12 protein-coding genes are annotated in these 19,270 nt (G+C 37.9%); 9 read left to right on the top strand and 3 right to left on the bottom strand.

Translation table 11 applies throughout. The annotated features are described in order from the left end of the window. The first annotated feature begins 237 nt into the window (after nt 1-237). From avs1a to C245_RS0111625, 8 genes are all read left to right on the top strand, one after another. Nucleotides 238-1,425 carry an AVAST type 1 anti-phage system MBL fold metallo-hydrolase Avs1a gene (gene avs1a / locus C245_RS0111655; RefSeq protein ID WP_026110023.1) on the top strand — a complete coding sequence of 396 codons (1,188 nt, stop codon included), beginning with the start codon at nt 238-240 and terminating at the stop codon, nt 1,423-1,425. Further along, complete coding sequence (locus tag C245_RS0111650; RefSeq protein ID WP_017496772.1) at nt 1,409-6,565, top strand: serine protease; 5,157 nt, start codon at nt 1,409-1,411, stop codon at nt 6,563-6,565. The genes avs1a and C245_RS0111650 overlap by 17 nt, the downstream gene beginning before the upstream one ends. Before the next feature lies 1 nt (nt 6,566). Further along, complete coding sequence (avs1c, locus tag C245_RS0111645; RefSeq protein ID WP_017496771.1) at nt 6,567-6,827, top strand: AVAST type 1 anti-phage system protein Avs1c; 261 nt, start codon at nt 6,567-6,569, stop codon at nt 6,825-6,827. Between the two features lie 31 nt (nt 6,828-6,858). After that, nucleotides 6,859-7,137: a hypothetical protein gene (locus C245_RS22965; protein ID WP_157495839.1), complete on the top strand. Its 279-nt coding sequence runs from the start codon at nt 6,859-6,861 to the stop codon at nt 7,135-7,137. A gap of 260 nt (nt 7,138-7,397) precedes the next feature. Beyond that, nucleotides 7,398-8,297: a hypothetical protein gene (locus C245_RS0111635; RefSeq protein ID WP_017496769.1), complete on the top strand. Its 900-nt coding sequence runs from the start codon at nt 7,398-7,400 to the stop codon at nt 8,295-8,297. A gap of 977 nt (nt 8,298-9,274) precedes the next feature. After that, nucleotides 9,275-9,646, top strand: a complete 372-nt coding sequence (locus C245_RS24610) for a MauE/DoxX family redox-associated membrane protein (protein ID WP_232424356.1) — start codon at nt 9,275-9,277, stop codon at nt 9,644-9,646. Next, nucleotides 9,619-10,785, top strand: a complete 1,167-nt coding sequence (locus C245_RS22960) for a hypothetical protein (RefSeq protein ID WP_232424355.1) — start codon at nt 9,619-9,621, stop codon at nt 10,783-10,785. The genes C245_RS24610 and C245_RS22960 overlap by 28 nt, the downstream gene beginning before the upstream one ends. Nucleotides 10,786-10,880: 95 nt before the next feature. Next, nucleotides 10,881-11,162 (top strand): DUF6520 family protein, encoded by a 282-nt coding sequence (locus tag C245_RS0111625; protein ID WP_017496768.1) that lies wholly within the window; start codon nt 10,881-10,883, stop codon nt 11,160-11,162. A 78-nt stretch (nt 11,163-11,240) separates the two neighbouring features. On the opposite strand, the gene C245_RS0111620 is transcribed toward C245_RS0111625, so the two are convergent. From C245_RS0111620 to C245_RS0111610, 3 genes are read right to left on the bottom strand one after another with little or no spacing between them, the layout of a single operon-like run. Continuing rightward, nucleotides 11,241-13,889 (bottom strand): prolyl oligopeptidase family serine peptidase, encoded by a 2,649-nt coding sequence (locus C245_RS0111620; RefSeq protein ID WP_017496767.1) that lies wholly within the window; start codon nt 13,887-13,889, stop codon nt 11,241-11,243. A gap of 1 nt (nt 13,890) precedes the next feature. Further along, nucleotides 13,891-15,321, bottom strand: coding sequence for a RagB/SusD family nutrient uptake outer membrane protein (locus C245_RS0111615; RefSeq protein WP_035746574.1), 1,431 nt, complete (start codon nt 15,319-15,321; stop codon nt 13,891-13,893). An 18-nt stretch (nt 15,322-15,339) separates the two neighbouring features. Continuing rightward, entirely contained in the window at nt 15,340-18,366 is a 3,027-nt protein-coding gene (locus C245_RS0111610; protein WP_017496765.1) for a SusC/RagA family TonB-linked outer membrane protein, read from the bottom strand. Between the two features lie 624 nt (nt 18,367-18,990). On the opposite strand from C245_RS0111610, the gene C245_RS0111605 reads away from it, so the two are divergent. Further along, nucleotides 18,991-19,239 carry a helix-turn-helix domain-containing protein gene (locus tag C245_RS0111605; RefSeq protein WP_017496764.1) on the top strand — a complete coding sequence of 83 codons (249 nt, stop codon included), beginning with the start codon at nt 18,991-18,993 and terminating at the stop codon, nt 19,237-19,239. The last annotated feature ends 31 nt before the right edge of the window (nt 19,240-19,270 follow it).

Here is a 19,270-nt window from a genome sequence, read left to right as displayed (position 1 = left end):
ATATATTTTATTTAATAAAACACATTAACCTCACTCATAAATGTACATTCTTCAAGCGGTCTATCTAAATGGTAAAATAAAAAATTCATAGAAAACTTTTGACTTAATATTTTCTAAACATCTACTACTCACTAAAAAAACAATAATGTCGAGCTGGTTCACCAAGTAAACATACAACGTTAAATTAATTAGGCTAAAAAAAACACAACATAAAAATATGAAAGAAACACTTGATATATTTTTTTTCCTGCTCTTAATGGAGACAGTTTTTTGATTTCAAGCGAAGGTATAAATATATTGATTGATGGTGGCTACGTCAATACCTACCAAAATTACATAAAGCCTAAGCTTTTCGAATTAAAACAAAAACAGGAAGCTTTGGACTTAGTCATTGTCAGCCATATTGACGGTGACCACATATCTGGGATCTGTAAGCTGTTGGAAGAAAACAACAAAACAAAAATTATTGACATCAGAAACATCTGGCATAACTCTTATCGGCATCTACAATTTCAAGAGAATGACGGCAAAAAATTCGAATCAAGTACACTGAAGAGCTTAAATGAAATGAAAATTGCCCCTATACTAAAAGAAGATCCGCCGGTTTTGGATAAGGATATAAGTGCAAAAAAAGGATCAGCCCTTTCAAAACTTATTCGTGATGGAGGATATCCATGGAATGCTCATTTTGCGGGTTCGGAAGCTGTTTTTCATAACGAGCCTATTATTGAAGGTAACTTTTCTTTCCAGATTTTATCTCCTAATAAAGAAAAATTAGACAGACTAAAGGACTACTGGCTAAAAGAGCTTTATAAGTTGGGATATGTGGACGATAAAACTGCCTCTGAGTTTATTGATGATGCTTTTGAATTTGTAATCACTGGCGCCAAAGAAACGAAAGTGTTACGGGAAAAGAATATTTCGGCAAGCAGTAATTTGGATTTTGAAGCATTAGTTTTAGCCGAGTTCACAGAGGACAATGCCCCCGCTAATGGAAGCTCCATATCTTTTATACTCCAATGCGGAAAAGCTAAAATCCTCTTCTTGGGTGATTCACATCCTTCAGTGATTATAGAAAGCTTAAACCTTCTGTATACAGATGATGAATTTCCGCTGTATTTTGATGCGATTAAAGTTTCCCACCATGGTAGCGCACTCAATACCAGCCCCGAATTACTGGAATTGATTGATTCCGAAAAATTTCTGATCTCCACCAATGGAAAATCATTTGGACATCCCGATACTGAAACCATCGCCCGGATTGTCACAAGAAAGACAGATTATCAAAGAACCCTATATTTCAATTACCCGCTGGAAATTGTCAGTCAGATTAACAATCAAAAATTGAAAGAAAAATACAATTACCAATGCGTTGTATCTGATGGTACAGCAATAAAAATTACCCTGCATGAAACCACTAATTAATCCTTCACAAGCTCTGGAATCCTGTTTTGAAATTCATTGTGGCGCCGACCAAGGAACTGGGTTTTTAATATCCGAAAATACAATTCTCACAGCCTACCACGTCATTGCAGATCACAGTGAGGATCAAAAAATATTTATAAAAACTGCTGAAGGCCCCATTGATTGCAATGTCATGAATATTTCCATTGAACTGGATCTGTGCTTGTTAACGTGCGATGGGTTGAATTTTGCTTTTTTACCTCTTGAGGCCAGCATGCTTCGTTTGTGGGAACCGTGCCAGATACATGGTTTTCCTTACAGATCTTCCACATCCATCCTTAGTCTGAATGGAAAAATCAGTCAACCTTTGAAGGATGATGCCAGTGACTTTATAATCAATGAGCTTGACATCGATCCAAATTATGACCACGACGGGCTTTCGGGCGCACCAGTGATTATAGATGGTAAGGTTGCCGGAATAGTACGTAGGCAACTGGACGATCGACTGTCGATGGTAAGTGTTTTAAAAGCCTCCCAATTTTTGGCAAATAACGGTATTGAAATTGACGAGAGTCTTCCAGCATATGACATTCCACATGGGTTTGAGGAACAAGTCGCAGCCTCGCGACCAAATCGTGCCGTGATTGCCAATCTGGAAGAAGCCCTTAAAAGTGACAACAGTTGGTTTTTGATACACGGATCGCCCGGATCAGGAAAATCAACATTTTCGGCATCCTTTTCTCCGAGTCTGAAAACTATGGTAGTTGCCTGCAGGTATTTTCTTAAAATTCCGAACGACAGTGAACCTTTAGCATTACGCAGATCCAAGATATATTTTTTAGAATATCTTGAAAATATGATTGCGACAACCATAACAGGTCAGCGGCTACCCAAAGAAGAACTTTCTTTCGAACAGCGCCTTGCGAGGATGGGTGATCTTTTGGAGCAGTTTGCAGCCTATCATTTGGCAAAAGGCCAGACCGTCTGCATAATTATCGATGGACTTGATGAAGTTCCCTCTCTGGAAGAATTCCTTGGTGTACTCCCTCAGACTATTCCCATAGGAATTAAAATAATATTGTCATCAACCTCTCCGCAAATTTTACCCTCATCCTACAGAAACCTAATAGATGATGAGCAGCAGATACTAGTTACGCCGCTTACAATGTCGCAATGTGAAGGATTGATAATTGAAGAACTGGGTGAGGAACTTTTGTCGGTTGGCGCAGTCCAGAGCGTTTCTCAAAAATCGGAAGGACATCCGCTTTATCTACGCTATCTAATAAATTTTTTAAAGAATTCTGATTCTGCTTTTTTTGGTGACCAATTTGATGAATGGCTCACAAAGATACCAGTAATTCATGGAGACATTACCAATTACTACAATTCTATATGGGACCGGTTTTATGAAGATCCGTCCAAATTATGGATTATCATAATCTTCTCCCAGATCCGCCAACCAATCTCTCAGGAGGAGGCATACCAGATAATGCCTCAAACCTTGCAACTTACCTTTACCTCTAATTTTGAATCGATAAAATATCTGTTTTCCGGGGAAAATTACCTCGAAATTTACCACAACTCTTTCAAAATATATGTAGCGTCAAAAACGAAAAAGGAAGAACCACTTGCAAATGATTATATCTCTGGATTTCTTGCAGCGAATCCGGAACTAGATCTGTCGCTGAATAATCTGCTTTACCATTATTCAAAAAGTTCTAAGAAATCATTTGCTGTTGAGCAGTGCAACCAAATATGGGCAGACCGGTGCGCGATGAATGATGTTGCACCTGACCTTGTGCTAAATGATATCAGACAAATCATCAGCTTGTCAATAAATCTAAAGCTGACAATCGATACAATCCGTCTCTTGTTACTATTGCAGCGGATTGATTTCCGTTACGACAGTGTTTTTACCGAACATGCCAACCTAATGGCTCATGCCCTTATCTCGATTGGAAAATACGAAGCGGCCATTAAATATCTAGTTCGGGATGCAGACCTACTAATCGGGAATGATGACGCTATTTATTTTCTGCAATTATTTTATGAAAACAATGCATTTGACGAGGCCAATGTGTTATATGATTCATTGGAAAAAAGATACCGAAAATTTATTGAAGAAGGAATACGTTCTAAAGAAGGGATGAGCTTGGACATGTTTGGGATCATTATCAAGGCAAATGCCTTATCTATGAGTGAGGATCCTAACGAGGCTTTTCAGAGATGTATGGGATTATTGTCCATGTTAAAAAAAATAGAAAATGGCGCCAGCGATGCTAATGACAATGATGCTGCCAAGGCTATATATACAATACGTGAACATGGGGCCAGCTGGATTAATGCCTATGCGCTGCGTAGTTTTGATTTTTTCGCTCCGTCAAAACTGGCAAAAGAAAAAATGAAACTGGATATTGACGATGGCTGGGCGAATATTCGTGCGCTAAGCATATTATTTTTTGATGAATTCAATGATTATAATACCAAAACAAAAGACAAAAACGATCAATTTAGGCTGCTGGTTGAAGATTTAGAAAGCCTAGTAACTGATTATGGATACGTGGAAGATCATGTGAATACTATTTTAATGGCATTATTTCATAATAGTACAAATACTACACTGGTGAAGAACATTCTTTCAAAACAATCGAGTGTGGACGGTGAGTATTTTAATCTTCGGGCATCAAATGGAGTGGATCTGCAATATGCAGAAATACATGGTCTTCTTTTTCGATCACTTTGCACTGGCTACAATGATGAGACTGAAAATTTCCCGCAATTAAGTAATGGAGCTTATAGGCATAAAAATTGGGAGGATTATGCTACATCACTATTGAAAAGCTTGGGGTATATAGAAGGTAGGCTCTTATGGTGCCGTGCAACTGGTACATCTTCTACTGCTGCCAACCAAGAACTTTTAAAGGTGTTCACCACAATAAATTTTTCATTGGATGAGAGAAGTTATTGGGACCGTGCATATCACCTGCCTGAGAATCTTTTTCCTATCATTTATCGCAAAAGCGTTGAAATTGCCATCAAGTTGGCTCCGGAGATTTTTGAGCAATTATTTCCCATTTTTATGTCACGGATGGATACGCAGCTTGGTCTGTACTCAGAGGGATTTAGAAAAGTGCTCTATGGGATATGTAAAATCCTCATCAAGGAAAAATATACTGTGGAGCTGGAAGAACTGATGAAAATCTGGGAATCACACGTTATTGGAAGCGTTTATAACAGGTGGGAAAGAACACCTGAATTACTTAAAATCATGGAAATTTATGGTTTAGCAGGAAAAAATGATAAAGCTAATGAAGTTTTTGCCGAAATGCTTAAAACATCCATGGGTCCAAGTTGGTACAAGGAAGATCAGCTTGCACTAATCAGCCGCGTCATGTCTCTTCCAAATCAAGGTAGTGTTCTTGCGGCAGATCTGAAGACGATGGCTGGTCTTCTGGATTTCGCTTCGGGCGAAATGACCTTCCAGCGATACGTACGACAGGAAAAAGAACATTTCATAGGAGGCTTAATAAAAAATGCGCGTCTGAAAAATGCGCTTGATTATTACAGATTCGAAGTCTTAGCTGATGCTAAACAAGTAATTGAAAATGCTGAATATGACACAATAGATGCACCCATCGTTGGAAATGGATATATTCTGGGTGCCGGAAATTTAACAGAAGAAAGAGCAATTTTGGAAATCCTTGAAAATAGCCAAATCGAATCACCGCAATTAGTGTGGACCTTAGCCCAAGTTTTTATTCTCAATACAGATACCGACAGGTATATTGAACGGTATACGACGTTACAAGCAGAAGCTTTGAAACGGCTGGTTGAGAAAGATCCAGATTCCATTAAATTATTACTCCCTTATACTGCTAATACTGGAGCGAAACTTCATGCAGAAGGTCATGCAAATTACTATCTCACAACAATTTTTGATGCACTGGATCATTTGAATAAGTTGGAATTGCAAGCTCTATTGCGAGCAAAAGAAATAGAATATAACATTGAGGTCCAAAAAGAAGAAAAATCTGAGAAGTCTGATTATCGGGACGAATCTGAAAATCTCATCAAACAATTTGTGACGGAAGCCGTGAGGCTTAAAGATCAACCGGGACAAAGAATTCAGTTATTGCAGCAGGGGACAAATGCATTCATGGACAAAAAATACATGATTTGGCATGGAAACTATTCCGGGGAAAATACTGATGCTCGTGGAATAATTAAAAGCCTTTTCAATTCCGCAGATGAGGCTATTTCCAGCCTGCAACCGTTTATCGAGGAATTTGATGAGGTTCCGTGGATTGTTGTGAGCCAACTTTTATGGTTCTTACAGCACAAATTTTCACCTGAGCAAACCCAAAGACTTTACGGCTTAGTTTCAGGACATTTTACTGAGCTAATACAACCGCACCCAGAAAGGATGCAAAAATACTCATGGATTGAAGACCCGTCTAATGCCACAGAAGATACAGATGGGCAAATAGCTTCTTTCCTTATTTGGCTACTTAATCATCCAGCCGATCGAATATCTGAGAGCGCCTATAGGAGTATAACCTTACTTTGCCAGATTGATCCCGAGATGATTATCCCCGTTCTGATAAGACAATCCTTAAGTGGTAAACCATTATATTCTACGGAACGATCATCATTTATCCTTTACGAGGCAACGACTTCGCAGCACGTTATGATAACTGATGCGATTGCAAAAATAGGAATAGCCGAGTTTAAAACGATTGACCATTTCACTATTCGGTACAATTTTTTCAGGATTGGTATAATCCTCAAAGATTTGGGGAACAGCCAGCTCTATAATGAAATAATTGCTGGCATTCCTGATGCAGTTGCTCGTACTGCGGAAGTTGATCTTGATGAAGAATTTCTGGAATCCGTCGAGTGGAATATCAGCAGGCTTAATGAAAAACATTTATTGGACAGGACCTTTTGTGAAAGGCTTCTGGAGACTATCAACAAATGCATTGCTCCATTATCTATAACTGAATTTATTAAATCCGACGGATATGTTTATCGAAGCTTCTATGAAGGTACTAATGGGCCTACCAGATTTGAATACATTGTAAAACATGCCTTAAATATCGCAATTAATCACAGGGCTTCCCTTGCCAATATTGACGAAATTTTTGACGAAATTGATATTTAACATGGAAAAAAGCAGACAAGAATTTTTATCTTCCCGTGAGGGTTTCGAAAGACATTTTTACATTTTAGAAGAACTTCTACGGAACGGAAGGATGTCGTTTACAGAAGGCAGTATAAAAAGTGTGGAAGGATTGCAAAAAGTCAGAAAATTATCAAATGGACGTATTGATTTTCATACTGTCAATGAAATGGCCAGACTAAGTGCAAACTCAGCAGCAAACTTTGAAAACATGAAATACGAAGAGCACAATGAAAAAAAATAATCTGGGTGGTATGCCCCCGCCTATTAAGCGAATGGAATTTGAACATAACATATTCTTGTCCATTGAAGAAGTTAGGTTTAAACTCGAAAATGATATTAAAGACTATGGACTTTATCAATCTGTGGTTCCCAGTCTAAGGAAGGTTAAAACACTTCCGAATCACCGGATCGATCTCACTACAATCGATGAAAAGATAAGGTTGCATTCCAACATGCAAAAATGGATGGAGTCAGATCGTTTTCAGGAAATTAAAGAGAAGGCTGTAGAAACAACGAATCAAAAGTTTCCTCCAACAACTGAAATTGAATAACTAAAATTTCTGATACAAATATGTCTAAGTATGTTAAATTTGCCATATGGTGATAGGTTTACGATGCATTTCTATCAATAGGAATGTTTAATAACCTTTCTAAATCCTCTATAAAAAAGGTCGACATTTGTTTGGCAGGGCTAAGTAAAAGAACGTTATTAATTACATATGGTATATACGTATAGTAAGGCAAATTGCACTATAAAGTAGCAAGTAAATATCAATTGCTCGACACCCTAACAAATTCAAAATAAATTGACATGGCTAGAAAAGTATATTACAGCAAACCGTTAAAATATTTTTGGCACTATCTTTATGGGCCTCAAAAAAAACTTACACCAAGTTTTACCGATGATCAGATATTCGCTGTACTTCGTCAAAATATTTTAGCGACTCCGACAGGAGCCTTTGAAACTCCCGAGTCGAGAGGTTTGGTCATATCAGGTTTAGAATTATGGAGAGAAGACAATAGAGGAGAGCTTTTGCATATTTTTTTCCTAGATAAACAATTGCGGGACTTTCTCGAGAACACTCCATTATCGGATTTAGAGGGTATTAAAAAATTCCTATACGAAAATGGTCAAAGTAATGATGTCTTACATTTGTATTCAAAAGAACAAAGAAAGCATGTTGTTTATAGGTTTGCACTGCATTTGCCCTATGAATCGGAGGGATATGCCTTTTCTTTAAGCCTCGAGAATGATGGTAGTGTGGAGCTATTCTTTTCACTAGGCGAAAATGGTGGTCGTATGTCGGATAAATTCTACGTAGACACCAATAAGAAAGTTGACAAAATTTCACTAACCATTTTAAAAATGTTTCGGCTTGCGATTAATACAATTGCCTATATGAATTGCTTCCCCGACTGCGTTACTGATGGAGTGCCACACAACCTATTTGAAAGAAGCGAAGATAAGTCGGCGAAAAACTTTACCTTCCAGTTATCTGAAAAGATCAGAGATAATGAAAATTCGCAACTATCAAAAATACCGCATTTTAGAAAAGGGCATTTTAGATTACTTCAATCAGATTATTTTGCCAATAAAAAAGGGCAAATTGTTTTCGTAGCTGAGACAATGGTTAAAGGAAAGGCGAAGACAGTATCTATGTCAACTGAAGCCGATGAATTTAGAAATAATGCCGAGAAAACTAAAAATTAAAATCTGCGTAATTGCAACTGCAAATAAAAGCGGTTTGGAGAGATTGTGAATCTAGTGGTAAGCTCACTCTTGCATTTCTCGAGAAATTTTATCTTATTAGAATCGGTTAAGAAGTTCTCAATCTAACCAAGCTGCGGAATGTTATCACATGTTCCATTTTATATTTTCAAAAAAACGTCAAAATTAGTATCAAATGTTCGATTGTAAACCATGATACTCCCCAAAGCTATTCGCGCTTCCCCAGGTGGATAAGTAGTCACTCTTTTCAGTATGACTGGTATACGTCTGCTTTCTTATGTGTTACATTTTTGAACAAAGCCATAAAATGGATCGTTTTTTACAAATTTTGGATCGTTTTTCGTAACAATCCTTCAAAGATATTGACTTAATTTAGCGCTATAAAATATTTACAATGTGATAATTAGTTATTCATAGATTACATAAATCAGGATATTTTGATAGGCGAATATGTCATTATCCCCAATAAGTTACACGTTATTTTTTTCAGTATGTTGACATATTCCAGCCTTTTTAGGTATCACTTTTGGCGAAATGGAAAAAATGTCTGAAAATGATATAAGTTGGCGGGATTTTAGCAACTGGACTTCAAAAGGGTTGAACTAATTTAGCCCTAACAAAACACTAACAATGTGATTGTTACGCAGCACTTAAGCTATATGGGTTAGGCTTATTTCGTATGCCTTTATCTCATTGTCAGCTATGATTCGTTAAAACCTTAAAAGTGAAAACATGAAAACAGGAGTGTTTTTTTTAAAACACTATAATCAATATAATCTGACGTCTTTATATTTTATATGCATCCATAAGCAAAATATTAGATTTTGAAAATTTTGCTATTCAACGAAAGTCATAGATGGCAGTTGCTGTCCGTTTTTGACATACGATTATCCCGAATTGACAAGAGTTAATTATTTATTTTATACAATTTTACATCACAAATTTTCAATTACATTATAATGAAATTTAACCTACGATATAAGTATATTTTTATAGAAGTAATCTCCTTCCTATATGTAGTGCTATTTGTATATGCGGCGGTAAGTAAATTGCTTGACTTCGAGAACTTCCGCGTACAATTGGGGCAATCCCCTTTATTAAGTGCTTTTGCAGGGGTAATTGCATGGATTGTACCTGCGCTTGAATTATTCATTGCATTGCTTATCGTTTCAAAAAGATGGAGGATTATTGGTCTTTTTGGTGCGCTGGGTCTAATGATTATGTTTACCGCATACATTTTCATTATTTTAAATTACAGTTCATTTGTCCCTTGTTCCTGTGGAGGAATTCTTGAAAAGTTAGGATGGACAGAACATCTTTTTTTAATTTAATTTTCATAATGCTGGCAGCAGCAGGCATCCTGCTATTGGCCGTAGGGGTGCCTAAAGTGCACCTAATTTCAAAGCCTGCTGTACTCGCCAGTGCCTTTTCGTTAACTGTTCTTTTTAGTATTGGTATTGTTGCCTTGCTATTTATGTTATCAGAAGACATCATTCACCATCGAAATAATTTTGTTCGCCGTTTTCCCGGAAATGCTGTAAAAGTTAATGATATCGATCTAAAGTTTAGTTCCTATTATTTTGCCGGAGCTTCAAAAGACAAGATATACCTGGGCAGTCATACTGCGCCATTATTAGTGACAATGCTCGATACAGCCTTACAGAACAAAAGTGAATTTAAGATTCATCCCAATAGGACAGATTTTTTATTTCAGTCTGTCCAAATCCGAGTTTCACCTCCGAATTTTTATCTTATTGACGGATATGTTCCTGTTATTTTTAAAGGAAATATAAACAACTGGAAGGGCTATGTAAAATGGAACGGGTCTACAACTTTTTCCCATTATCAGCTCATGGATTCGCTCACATTGGCATTCCGCTCCAACAGTAATATAAATGGGGAGAGTGTATTGGGGTCTCTTCATTTTGGCAACCAACCCAAAACACGTTTCAATAAAAGCCTGTTACAGAAACAGATTGATGGAATTTTTGATGTCGATGGAACCTTGCATTATGACCAAGACACTCAAAAGCTGGTCTACATTTATCTCTACCGTAATGAGTTTATTGTAGTAGACAGTACGCTTAATTTAATCTATCGTGGCAAGACCATCGACACCATTAGTAAAGCCCAAATTAAAGTAACTACTGTGGCAAGCCAGCAGGAAATGAAATTTTCAGCACCTCCTTTAATTGTCAATAAAACAAGCGCCGTTTGTAAAAATTTATTGTTTGTCAATTCAGCACTGTTAGGGAAGTATGAACCCGCTGAAATGTGGAAGGATGCCAGTGTAATTGATATATACGATCTTAATACCAATTCTTATCAGGGTAGCTTTTACATCTACCATATTAAAAATGAAAAGCTAAAAAATTTCTTTATTCTCAATGACAATTTTTATGGATTTATAGGACCGTATTTGGTTCATTATAAATTAAGCAGGAAACTCACAAACTCGTATCAAAAATAAAACTGAAATCACTCTATGAAAATATACAGCGCTGTGTCAGGGAAAAGATCGAAAACCTGTGAAAGAGTAGATCGCTAACATTAAAATTATAAATCATGAAAACAAATTTTGCAAAACAGGTTTTACCTGTTGCAGTATTTGCTCTTGCGATAGCAGGCGCTTATACAACCCATGCCATGAATGTGCGTTCTAAAGCAGCAGCGCCAATTCGTGGGTACATCAAATTGAACGCTGAAGCAACCTCTTGTGAGGAGCATGATATGTGTTCAACAACCAATAATGGAACCATCTGTAGAGTTGGTTTGCTGCCAACTGGTGCGCAATTATTTGGTAAAAATTCGGCTAACGAATGTAAGGTTCCGGTTTACAAACCTTGATTCCATGGCTCGTAAAAATGGCAATGCAGTTCCTTATGGGAACTGCATTGTTTTTTTATGATTGGCTGTTTTATATTTTTAAAACCATTGTGGCTTTTTTTCTCCTTTTAAATAATAGTCAAACCACTGTTCAATTCTTTGAGTTAAATCTTGCTGATGTTTTTCTTCTATTAGTACATGCTCTTCTCCGGGATAAATCAGCATCGTATTTATCTTGCCAAGACGCCTCAGTGCCAAATAAAACTCAATACTCTGATAATAATGCACATGGTAGTCCTGCTCGCCAGCCCATGACAACAGAGGCGTGTTCACTTTGCCGGCATGATATATTGGAGAATTTTGCAGGTATCCTGTATAGTCTTCATACAAAGATTTGCCTATTCTTAATTGACCGAATTCATAGTGCCAAAAATTAGGCTTTTGCATATCCGATACATACAGATAACCGCTTACATAATCGGTAATGGCTGCGCCTGCCACTGCGGCTTTAAACATATTGGTCTGGGTAATAATGTAATCCGTTTCATACCCACCATAAGAATGACCGGTAAGACCTACTCGAGTACTGTCAATGGATGATTCACTGGCAATGACTTTTCTGGTAGCGGAAACAACACACTCTACTGCCGAAGATCCCGGATTTCCAATTTCATAAACAATATCGGGTAAAAACACGAAATATCCTCTTGAAGTAAAATTGGCAATATTAAATCCTGTTGAGTTGTTTTTGGATGGATTCACATAGTTATACAATTCTTTGGATTGCTTTTCGTACACATGCACCACCATAGGATATTTTGTAGTAGCATTATAATTTGCAGGATAGAATAAAACACCATTTAAAACCGTGCCATTGGAGTTGGTATAAGTTATCAGTTTGGAATTTCCCCAATTGTATTTAAAATGCTGGGGATTGCTTTGAAACAGTACTTTTTCTTTTGAATTTAGGCTTTCTTTTATGAGTAATCTAGGTGGCAAATTAAAGTTTTCCTCAACATAAATGTAAGCCTCACTCTTTGCAGACGTTATAAACTGGCTGGTGTGCATTTTCTTGTCCAATAAAGGCTGTAAACCATTTTCCTTATCCCAAAAACAATATCCTGTATGTTCCAGTGCTTCGGTTTTAATCAGTAATCTGTCATTAGATCCAATTAGTCCTTTATAAGTACCGTCATAATTCATTTTATTGGACTCTTCCTTAGATTGGGAAACAATCCTATAGGTAGTTTTATTTTCGCGTCCCCTAGTCAATCGTAAAGCAGTTGAACCGTCACTGGCAAGGCTCCAGATATCATACTTGTCATAAACAAAAAGTGTCTTATCTCCTTCTATCCATCCAGGATTACCAAAAGGGCTTGCTTCTTCAGGACAGTCTGACTCATTATCTGAAAAAAACACTTCAAGTTCTTTGGTGAGATTCCTGTTCAGCCCCGTCAGTATATCATAAACCCACCAATGGTTATTTTTAAAATAAACCACATACTTTCCCCCGGGAGACACAGAAGTCCACTGGGAATTTCCGGACTGATTTTGAACCACTAATTTCCGATTTCCCGTTTCCAGTTCCGAAATATAAAAATCCAAATTGCCATCATAATTTGCCTGCGGTTCATATTGCTGTGGATTGTAAAGCAAGGCTTGTTTTTGGTCTCCGCTTAACATCAGGTGCGGGAGTTCATTGTTAGTAATACAGCTAAACCTATTCTGCTGGGGCCACCATACTGCTACTTTGGCTATTTTATCCCAGCCGTCAATCTGGACTTTTGATGGATAAATAAATTTATCTGCCGTGCTCCAAATTTGAACCTGAGTAATATCGGGTGGTATAATAGTCTTCTGTAATCCGAAAAATATTCTTTGTCCATCCTTAGCAATCTGTAGATTGGCAAAAGACGAGGAAATAATTTGCATGTCTATTGGAAAATCTTCTTGTAAAGCAGGATTGAAAATGGATAATTCATGTTCCGAAATTTTGTAATAACCGACGCAGATACGAGCTGTTTTATTGTCCAGAGGCTGTTCTAAAAAAGCAACGGAATTACCATTTTCCTGCCAAACGATATCGGAATATTCAACCGCATTGATACTACTGGCTATTACACGTGTTGTCTTATCGCGTAGATTCATGATGGCAATTGTTGTTGCATTCCCGGACATTGTAGTATATACTATTGCACTGGTCTTTTGATTGTACCAGTAGTTACCAATATCATTTAAAATGATAGAATTATCAGTTCCCAAAACTTTTATTAGTAACTGTTTTTTCCCAGCATCACTTTTTTTTAAGATGACTATTTCGTGAGCCTCCGTACTTAAATCATACTTGATTACCTCTTGTAGAGTTTCTTGTTTGGAAGTATGCAAGTTGACAATTTTCAATTCTTCCTTTGAACTCATCATACAAAACCAATTGTCATCGACAAATTCTCCTTTGCCTGCTCCGGGAAAACTAAAGGTTCTTGTTCCTGTAGTGTTTTTAACAAATAAAGTGTCGCTGCCATTTTCATACGAAACAGAAAAGCTGACCCACTTTGCATTTTCAGAGAGTTTCTCAGCTTTAAGATAACTCCATAAGTGGTAATCGGCAGTTGTAAGCTGTTTTTTACGATTGTTTTGCGCAAAACCAAAAAATGAGATCAGCAAAGCGATGAGCACTATATAAAAAACTGGCACTCTCTTTCTGAGAGTACCAGCTTTTCTGTTGTATTTTATGTTATTAGGTCTCATTTTAGTAGCCTGGATTTTGAGGATTTAGATTCGGATTCAGTGCAAGTTCTGATTCAGGCAGTGGCAATAATCTGTCTGTAGTATTCCATCCTACTTTTACAGATGATAATACATCATCTAAACGATTCGTTCTTTTCAGGTCGAAAAAGCGGTGTCCCAATTCTGTGAAAAATTCCACTCTTCTCTCATGTAATATGGCGCTCAGTATATCTTGCTGGCTCACGGCAGTGGTTCCAGCAAGTCCGGCTGTGTTTCTGATTTTATCCAGATCTTCTTTGGCTCCTATAAGGTCACCTTGTTGTGCACGGGCTTCAGAACGAATCAGGTATTGCTCTGCCAAACGAAACACTATGGAATACTCTAATGAACTCGGAGTATTTGATTTCTGTTTGTACTTATTGGCATGATGCCAAGTGTCTGTTCCGTTTGTAATGGCATGAGTCCAATGATCCTTTCGCTGGTCACCCGATTCAAATTCGCTTATAAGTTCAGCACTTAAAGCAACAAGTGACGGCGGTGGTGCCGTAAAGATGAATGTTTCGCCTTCGCGAGTATTCTGCCCACCCGCTCTAGGCATAAATTGCCAAATCGTTGTGGTACTTTCTCTGAGAAATATAGCGTCCAGATTGGTCTCCCAAGTGTACATCCCGGTGTTGTTTAGGGTATAAGAAGCCGCATTTGCTGCTTCTGCCCACATACCTTTGTAAAGATAAACCCTTGCCAATAGTGCCATCGCTACGGATTTATTAGGACGCACCCTGTCACTGGAAATATAATCTTCCGGTAATAATGAAACGGCCAGTTCCAGATCACTTATGATATGGGAATACAGCTCAGCAGAAGGCATTCTGTGCGCCACTTTATTTTGCTGATAGTCTGTTGTTGTGATATAAGGAACATCTCCATAGAGATTAAGAAGATAAAAATGCAACAGTGATCGTACAAACAAAGCCTCTCCTGTAAGCTGGTTTTTATCTACAGTATTGAGCGCCGTAGAAGCATTCGCTCCTTCAATAATGGCATTGGCAGCATAAATTTGGTTGTAACTGCTGCTCCACCAGTTAAAGACCTCCGAATTGGAAGCAAGTAGCGTATTGTTGTAAAAGTTTCGGGTTGTGCCCGAAATATCACCGTAATAGACAAGCTCATCTGCATAGTTTCCCATTTGATTGGAGATTCCTGCGACACTCCCGCTTAAAATACCATCGTCGCGCATTTTGGCATAAATGCTTACCATCGCTGCATTGGCAGTAGCCCTGTCCTGAAAAACGGCGCTTGCTGTTAGTTGTGAGGACGGAAGGTCAACCTCAACAAAATTATCACAGCCACCCAGAAGTACCATACAGGACACAAGTAATCCTATTAGAAGCCTGTGGTTTACTATTTTGATTTTATAGTTTTGGATAAAACGTAAAAATGATTTCTTTTTCATAATGTTTGAATTAAGAAGTTAAAAAGTAAGCTGAAGCCCGGTTGTAAATACCCTTAGTGGAGGAAGGCTTGTCGTGAATCTGGATTCGGGGTCAGCACCCTTATAGGAAGTAATCGTGAAAAGATTTTGTCCCTGAAATACCAATCGGCATTTTACTCCTTTGAGCCACTGCTCAGGGATCGTATAAGACAATGACAAATTCTTGAGTCTTATGTAAGATGCATCCGTTATCATGGCATCACTGGCATAAAACTTGTAAAATGCATCCATAGCTTCACTATTTACCCCTGTGGTGTACTGCTGATAGGTGGCCGTATCTCCGGGGTTTTGCCAGTGGTTCATGACCTGCACAGGCTGATTGGCCATGGCTCCGGGTAGTCCAGTACTATATGATCCGTTATAGTTCAGCTGATTGACAAACTGAAAAAGAAAATCCAATTGCCAGTTTTTGTAGGTAATGGTATTTTGAAACCCACCGAAATATTTTGGATTCAAATCACGGATAGCCTGCTTATCCTGTGGCGATGTAATTAAACCGTCTGCATTGAAATCCTCAAACTGGTAAATTCCTGTTGTGGGATCTATTCCGGTGTAGTGGTATAATTTCTTAATATTTAAAGGCTGGCCAATTACATATTGATTCTCATAAGTCGATCCTTTCAGATCAGGAAAAGACAACAGTTTATTGTGGGCGATTGTCAAATTAAAACTGCTTGTCCAGTTAAAAGATTCTTTTTGAAAGTTTACTGTTCTAAGGGTAAGTTCAAGCCCTCTATTTTGAACTGTAGCATCTAAATTTGCCTGTATCGAATTAAATCCGGTCGTCGCAGGAAGAGGAATTCCCACCAATTGGTTTGAAGAGCGATTGCTGTACCAGCCCGCCGTTAGAAATATACGGTCTTTTAAAAAACCTGTTTCCAATGCCAATTCGAATTTTTTATTGGTTTCCCAACCAAAATTGGGATTAAACAAACGTGTCGGTTCCAGACCATTTATACCTCCATAGTTGTTTCCCGATGAGCCATAAGTGTCTAAAAACTGGTAGTCGCCAATCTGATCATTTCCGGTGGTACCATAACTGGCTCTTAATTTTCCAAAACTTAAGATGCCAAGATTCTCTTTTATAAATGTTTCATTTGAAAACAGCCATGCACCTCCGATCGCCCCGAATGTCGCGAACTGTCTTCCGGGACCAAATCTGCTTGAACCGTCCCTACGTCCGGTAAGATTTATGATGTACCGCTCATTCCAGGAAAGATTAACCCTCCCGAAAAAAGCCTGATATTTATAGACGGATTCACTATCTACCAAGTCAAATACATGAAAAGCTGAGGAAAGATTATAAATCAGGCTGTTGCTGCTAAATCCGTCCGCTTCCTGTACCAATTGGTTCGCAGTCTGTTGCTGAAATGTACTCCCAAGAAGGATTTCGGTTTTTCCTTTGCCAAATTTTTTCGACCATGATATCTGAGGTTCCATAATCCATGATTTTCTGGTAGTGTTATTGACATAAATGGAGGAGTATTCACTGCCTAATCCATAAGCAGGATCATACATGGTGGAGGGCTGAGTTCGACTGTCATCAAAACGCGTATCGGTAAAACCAAAGCTTGCTTTAGCAATTAAATTGGGAAGGATATTATAAGATAAAAGGCTATTGGCAAAAAGGTCATTGGATCTTGAAATGTATTTCCCTTCGAAATTACTCATGGGATTATTCCATGTACTGTTTTCCCAGTTTAAATGGCCATTTTCATCATATAATGCAGGAGCATTGGGTGGTAGGAGAATAACTTGTTGGGTTATATCAATCCCTGGCTGGTTATTTTCTTGTGCCGTGTAGCCCATAGAAAAATTGATATGGAATTTTTTATTTTCAGATTCATGGTTCAGATTTGCATGCAGGTTGCCTTTGCGGTAATTGTAGTTGCCGGGAAAAACCGTAGTTTCCTTATGAAAATTGCCATTGATAAGAAATTGCGTCTGGGAAGAACCTCCTGATACCGATGCCTGAACGTCATTAATTTCTGAAGTTCCTCCTATGAGTACTTCTTGCCAATCAGTATAGCGGTTCTGATCCCATGTTCCATTGACATCATAATCGGTTGGACCATAAGGAATGCCTTCATTGACAAAAGCTTCCCTGCGCATTTGCAGATACTGGTGTGTATTCATTAGTTTCATAAGGCGTGTCACTGATCCAAATCCACCCGATATATTTGCAGTAAATCTTGTTTTACCCTCTTTGCCTTTTTTGGTGGTTATAAGTACCACTCCGTTAGCCCCCCTTGAGCCATAAATAGCGGTTGCATCGGCATCTTTAAGAACTTCAATGCTTTCTATATCTGTTGGATTGATACTGCTTAACGGATTTGTCGGTCCGGGGAGTACAATCCCTGTCAGGTCAGAACCTACAGCGTCCGAGGAGTAAGGAACCCCATCAATGATATATAACGGTCTGTTCCCATCAGAGCGCAAACTGTTCTGTCCCCTAATTTGTATATCGAAACCGCCCCCGGCAACACCTGTGTTTTGAGTAATATTAACACCCGCCATTCGTCCCTGCATAGCTGCAAGCACATTGGTGACAGGCTGTTTTTCGATATCCTTTGAACTGATTTTTGAAATGCTTCCGGTGCGCTCATTGTTCTTTACAGAGTAGTAACCTGCATTGATCTTGACTTCCAGTAAGGAGGTCGCATCTTCCCACATTTGCACATTAATTATTTTGCGATCCCCAACAATAATTGTGACTGTCTTAAAACCAAGGTAAGTAAAAATAAGGGTGTCATTATGAGATACATTTATGGCAAATTTGCCATCGAAATCTGAAAAGACCGTTTTTTGTTGGCCTTTGACTGTAATGCTGACCCCGGGAAGGGGATTTGTACCATCAGTAATGGTACCCGTGACTTGAGATTGTTGTTGTGAAACGGAAAACTGTAAAGTATTCCGTGCTAAGGCTGGCGTGCAAAAGAGGTAAAACCCGAAAATAAACGGATACCAAAGTGCCGCCAACCCTTTATTTAATGAAAAAGTTTTCATAATATTGGGTTAGTTTAATGAAGCGTTAGTTTTATTAATTCTGGTCCTCTATGCTAGTTTGACGACATGAGATAGAGGGCCTTTTTTTGTTTGGTATCCATTTGGAAGCATGTGGAAACCGTAACTGATTTTGCCTTTTTTAAAGCCTACAGCTGAACAATGACTAACTCAAAATGAAAATAAGACAGCGCAGGCTAAATAATAGGGTTTTGATTTTTTTTTAATTCATAGGCATGCAGGTTTATTAGTTAAACAATATCTGATTGCGAGACTGTCGAATAATGAAGTACGCTAAGAATAAAAAACTGAGAAAAATTAGGAATAGAGCAAAAAAATAGGCGCGGAACTCAGCTTATTGCTCTTGAGGTACTGGTATACCCATGCAACAATAAGTGAGCCCACGCCATAAAGCGTGAGCATCTTACTTATCATCTCGTTGCAAAAATTACCAGTTTTCAAGAGCGAGATTCAAAGCGAATGCTTCAAATATTTTATATGAAGAATCGCAAAAATACATTACAAATTGTAATGATAAAACAAATATAGTAAAAATATGTTTCGTGGGTGACTTCGCCTACATTATTTTTTATAAATCATCAGAAATTGCTGTATTAAATATTTATAATGAGTAACAGTATAATAAAAGCAGAATTTCAGAAATCATTTGGAAAACAAATAGAAAAGTTGCGATTAAGGCAAAATTTGAGCTATAGACAATTGGCCCAACGGTGTGATCTTGATCATAGCACAATAAGTAAAATTGAGAAGGGTGAAGTAAATATCCAGTTGTCTTCAATTGTTCAATTATCTAAAGGTTTAAAAGTATCGCCAAAGGACTTATTTAACTTTGATTTTGATTTAGATAAAGAATAGTTCCACCAGATATATTCAAGTACCATAAAAA

It is taken from the genome of Flavobacterium sp. WG21 (assembly GCF_000335775.1).
GTDB classification, from domain to species: domain Bacteria; phylum Bacteroidota; class Bacteroidia; order Flavobacteriales; family Flavobacteriaceae; genus Flavobacterium; species Flavobacterium tructae.
Note: the sequence above shows the minus strand (reverse complement) of the source record. Positions and strands in the feature narration are given on the sequence as shown.

Coding starts and splice junctions, on each gene's coding strand:
- C245_RS0111650 (WP_017496772.1), top strand. CDS start 1,409: ATGAAACCACTAATTAATCCTTCACAAGCTCTGGAATCCTGTTTTGAA.
- avs1c (WP_017496771.1), top strand. CDS start 6,567: ATGGAAAAAAGCAGACAAGAATTTTTATCTTCCCGTGAGGGTTTCGAA.
- C245_RS22965 (WP_157495839.1), top strand. CDS start 6,859: ATGGAATTTGAACATAACATATTCTTGTCCATTGAAGAAGTTAGGTTT.
- C245_RS0111635 (WP_017496769.1), top strand. CDS start 7,398: ATGGCTAGAAAAGTATATTACAGCAAACCGTTAAAATATTTTTGGCAC.
- C245_RS24610 (WP_232424356.1), top strand. CDS start 9,275: ATGAAATTTAACCTACGATATAAGTATATTTTTATAGAAGTAATCTCC.
- C245_RS22960 (WP_232424355.1), top strand. CDS start 9,619: ATGGACAGAACATCTTTTTTTAATTTAATTTTCATAATGCTGGCAGCA.
- C245_RS0111625 (WP_017496768.1), top strand. CDS start 10,881: ATGAAAACAAATTTTGCAAAACAGGTTTTACCTGTTGCAGTATTTGCT.
- C245_RS0111620 (WP_017496767.1), bottom strand. CDS start 13,889: ATGAGACCTAATAACATAAAATACAACAGAAAAGCTGGTACTCTCAGA.
- C245_RS0111615 (WP_035746574.1), bottom strand. CDS start 15,321: ATGAAAAAGAAATCATTTTTACGTTTTATCCAAAACTATAAAATCAAA.
- C245_RS0111610 (WP_017496765.1), bottom strand. CDS start 18,366: ATGAAAACTTTTTCATTAAATAAAGGGTTGGCGGCACTTTGGTATCCG.
- C245_RS0111605 (WP_017496764.1), top strand. CDS start 18,991: ATGAGTAACAGTATAATAAAAGCAGAATTTCAGAAATCATTTGGAAAA.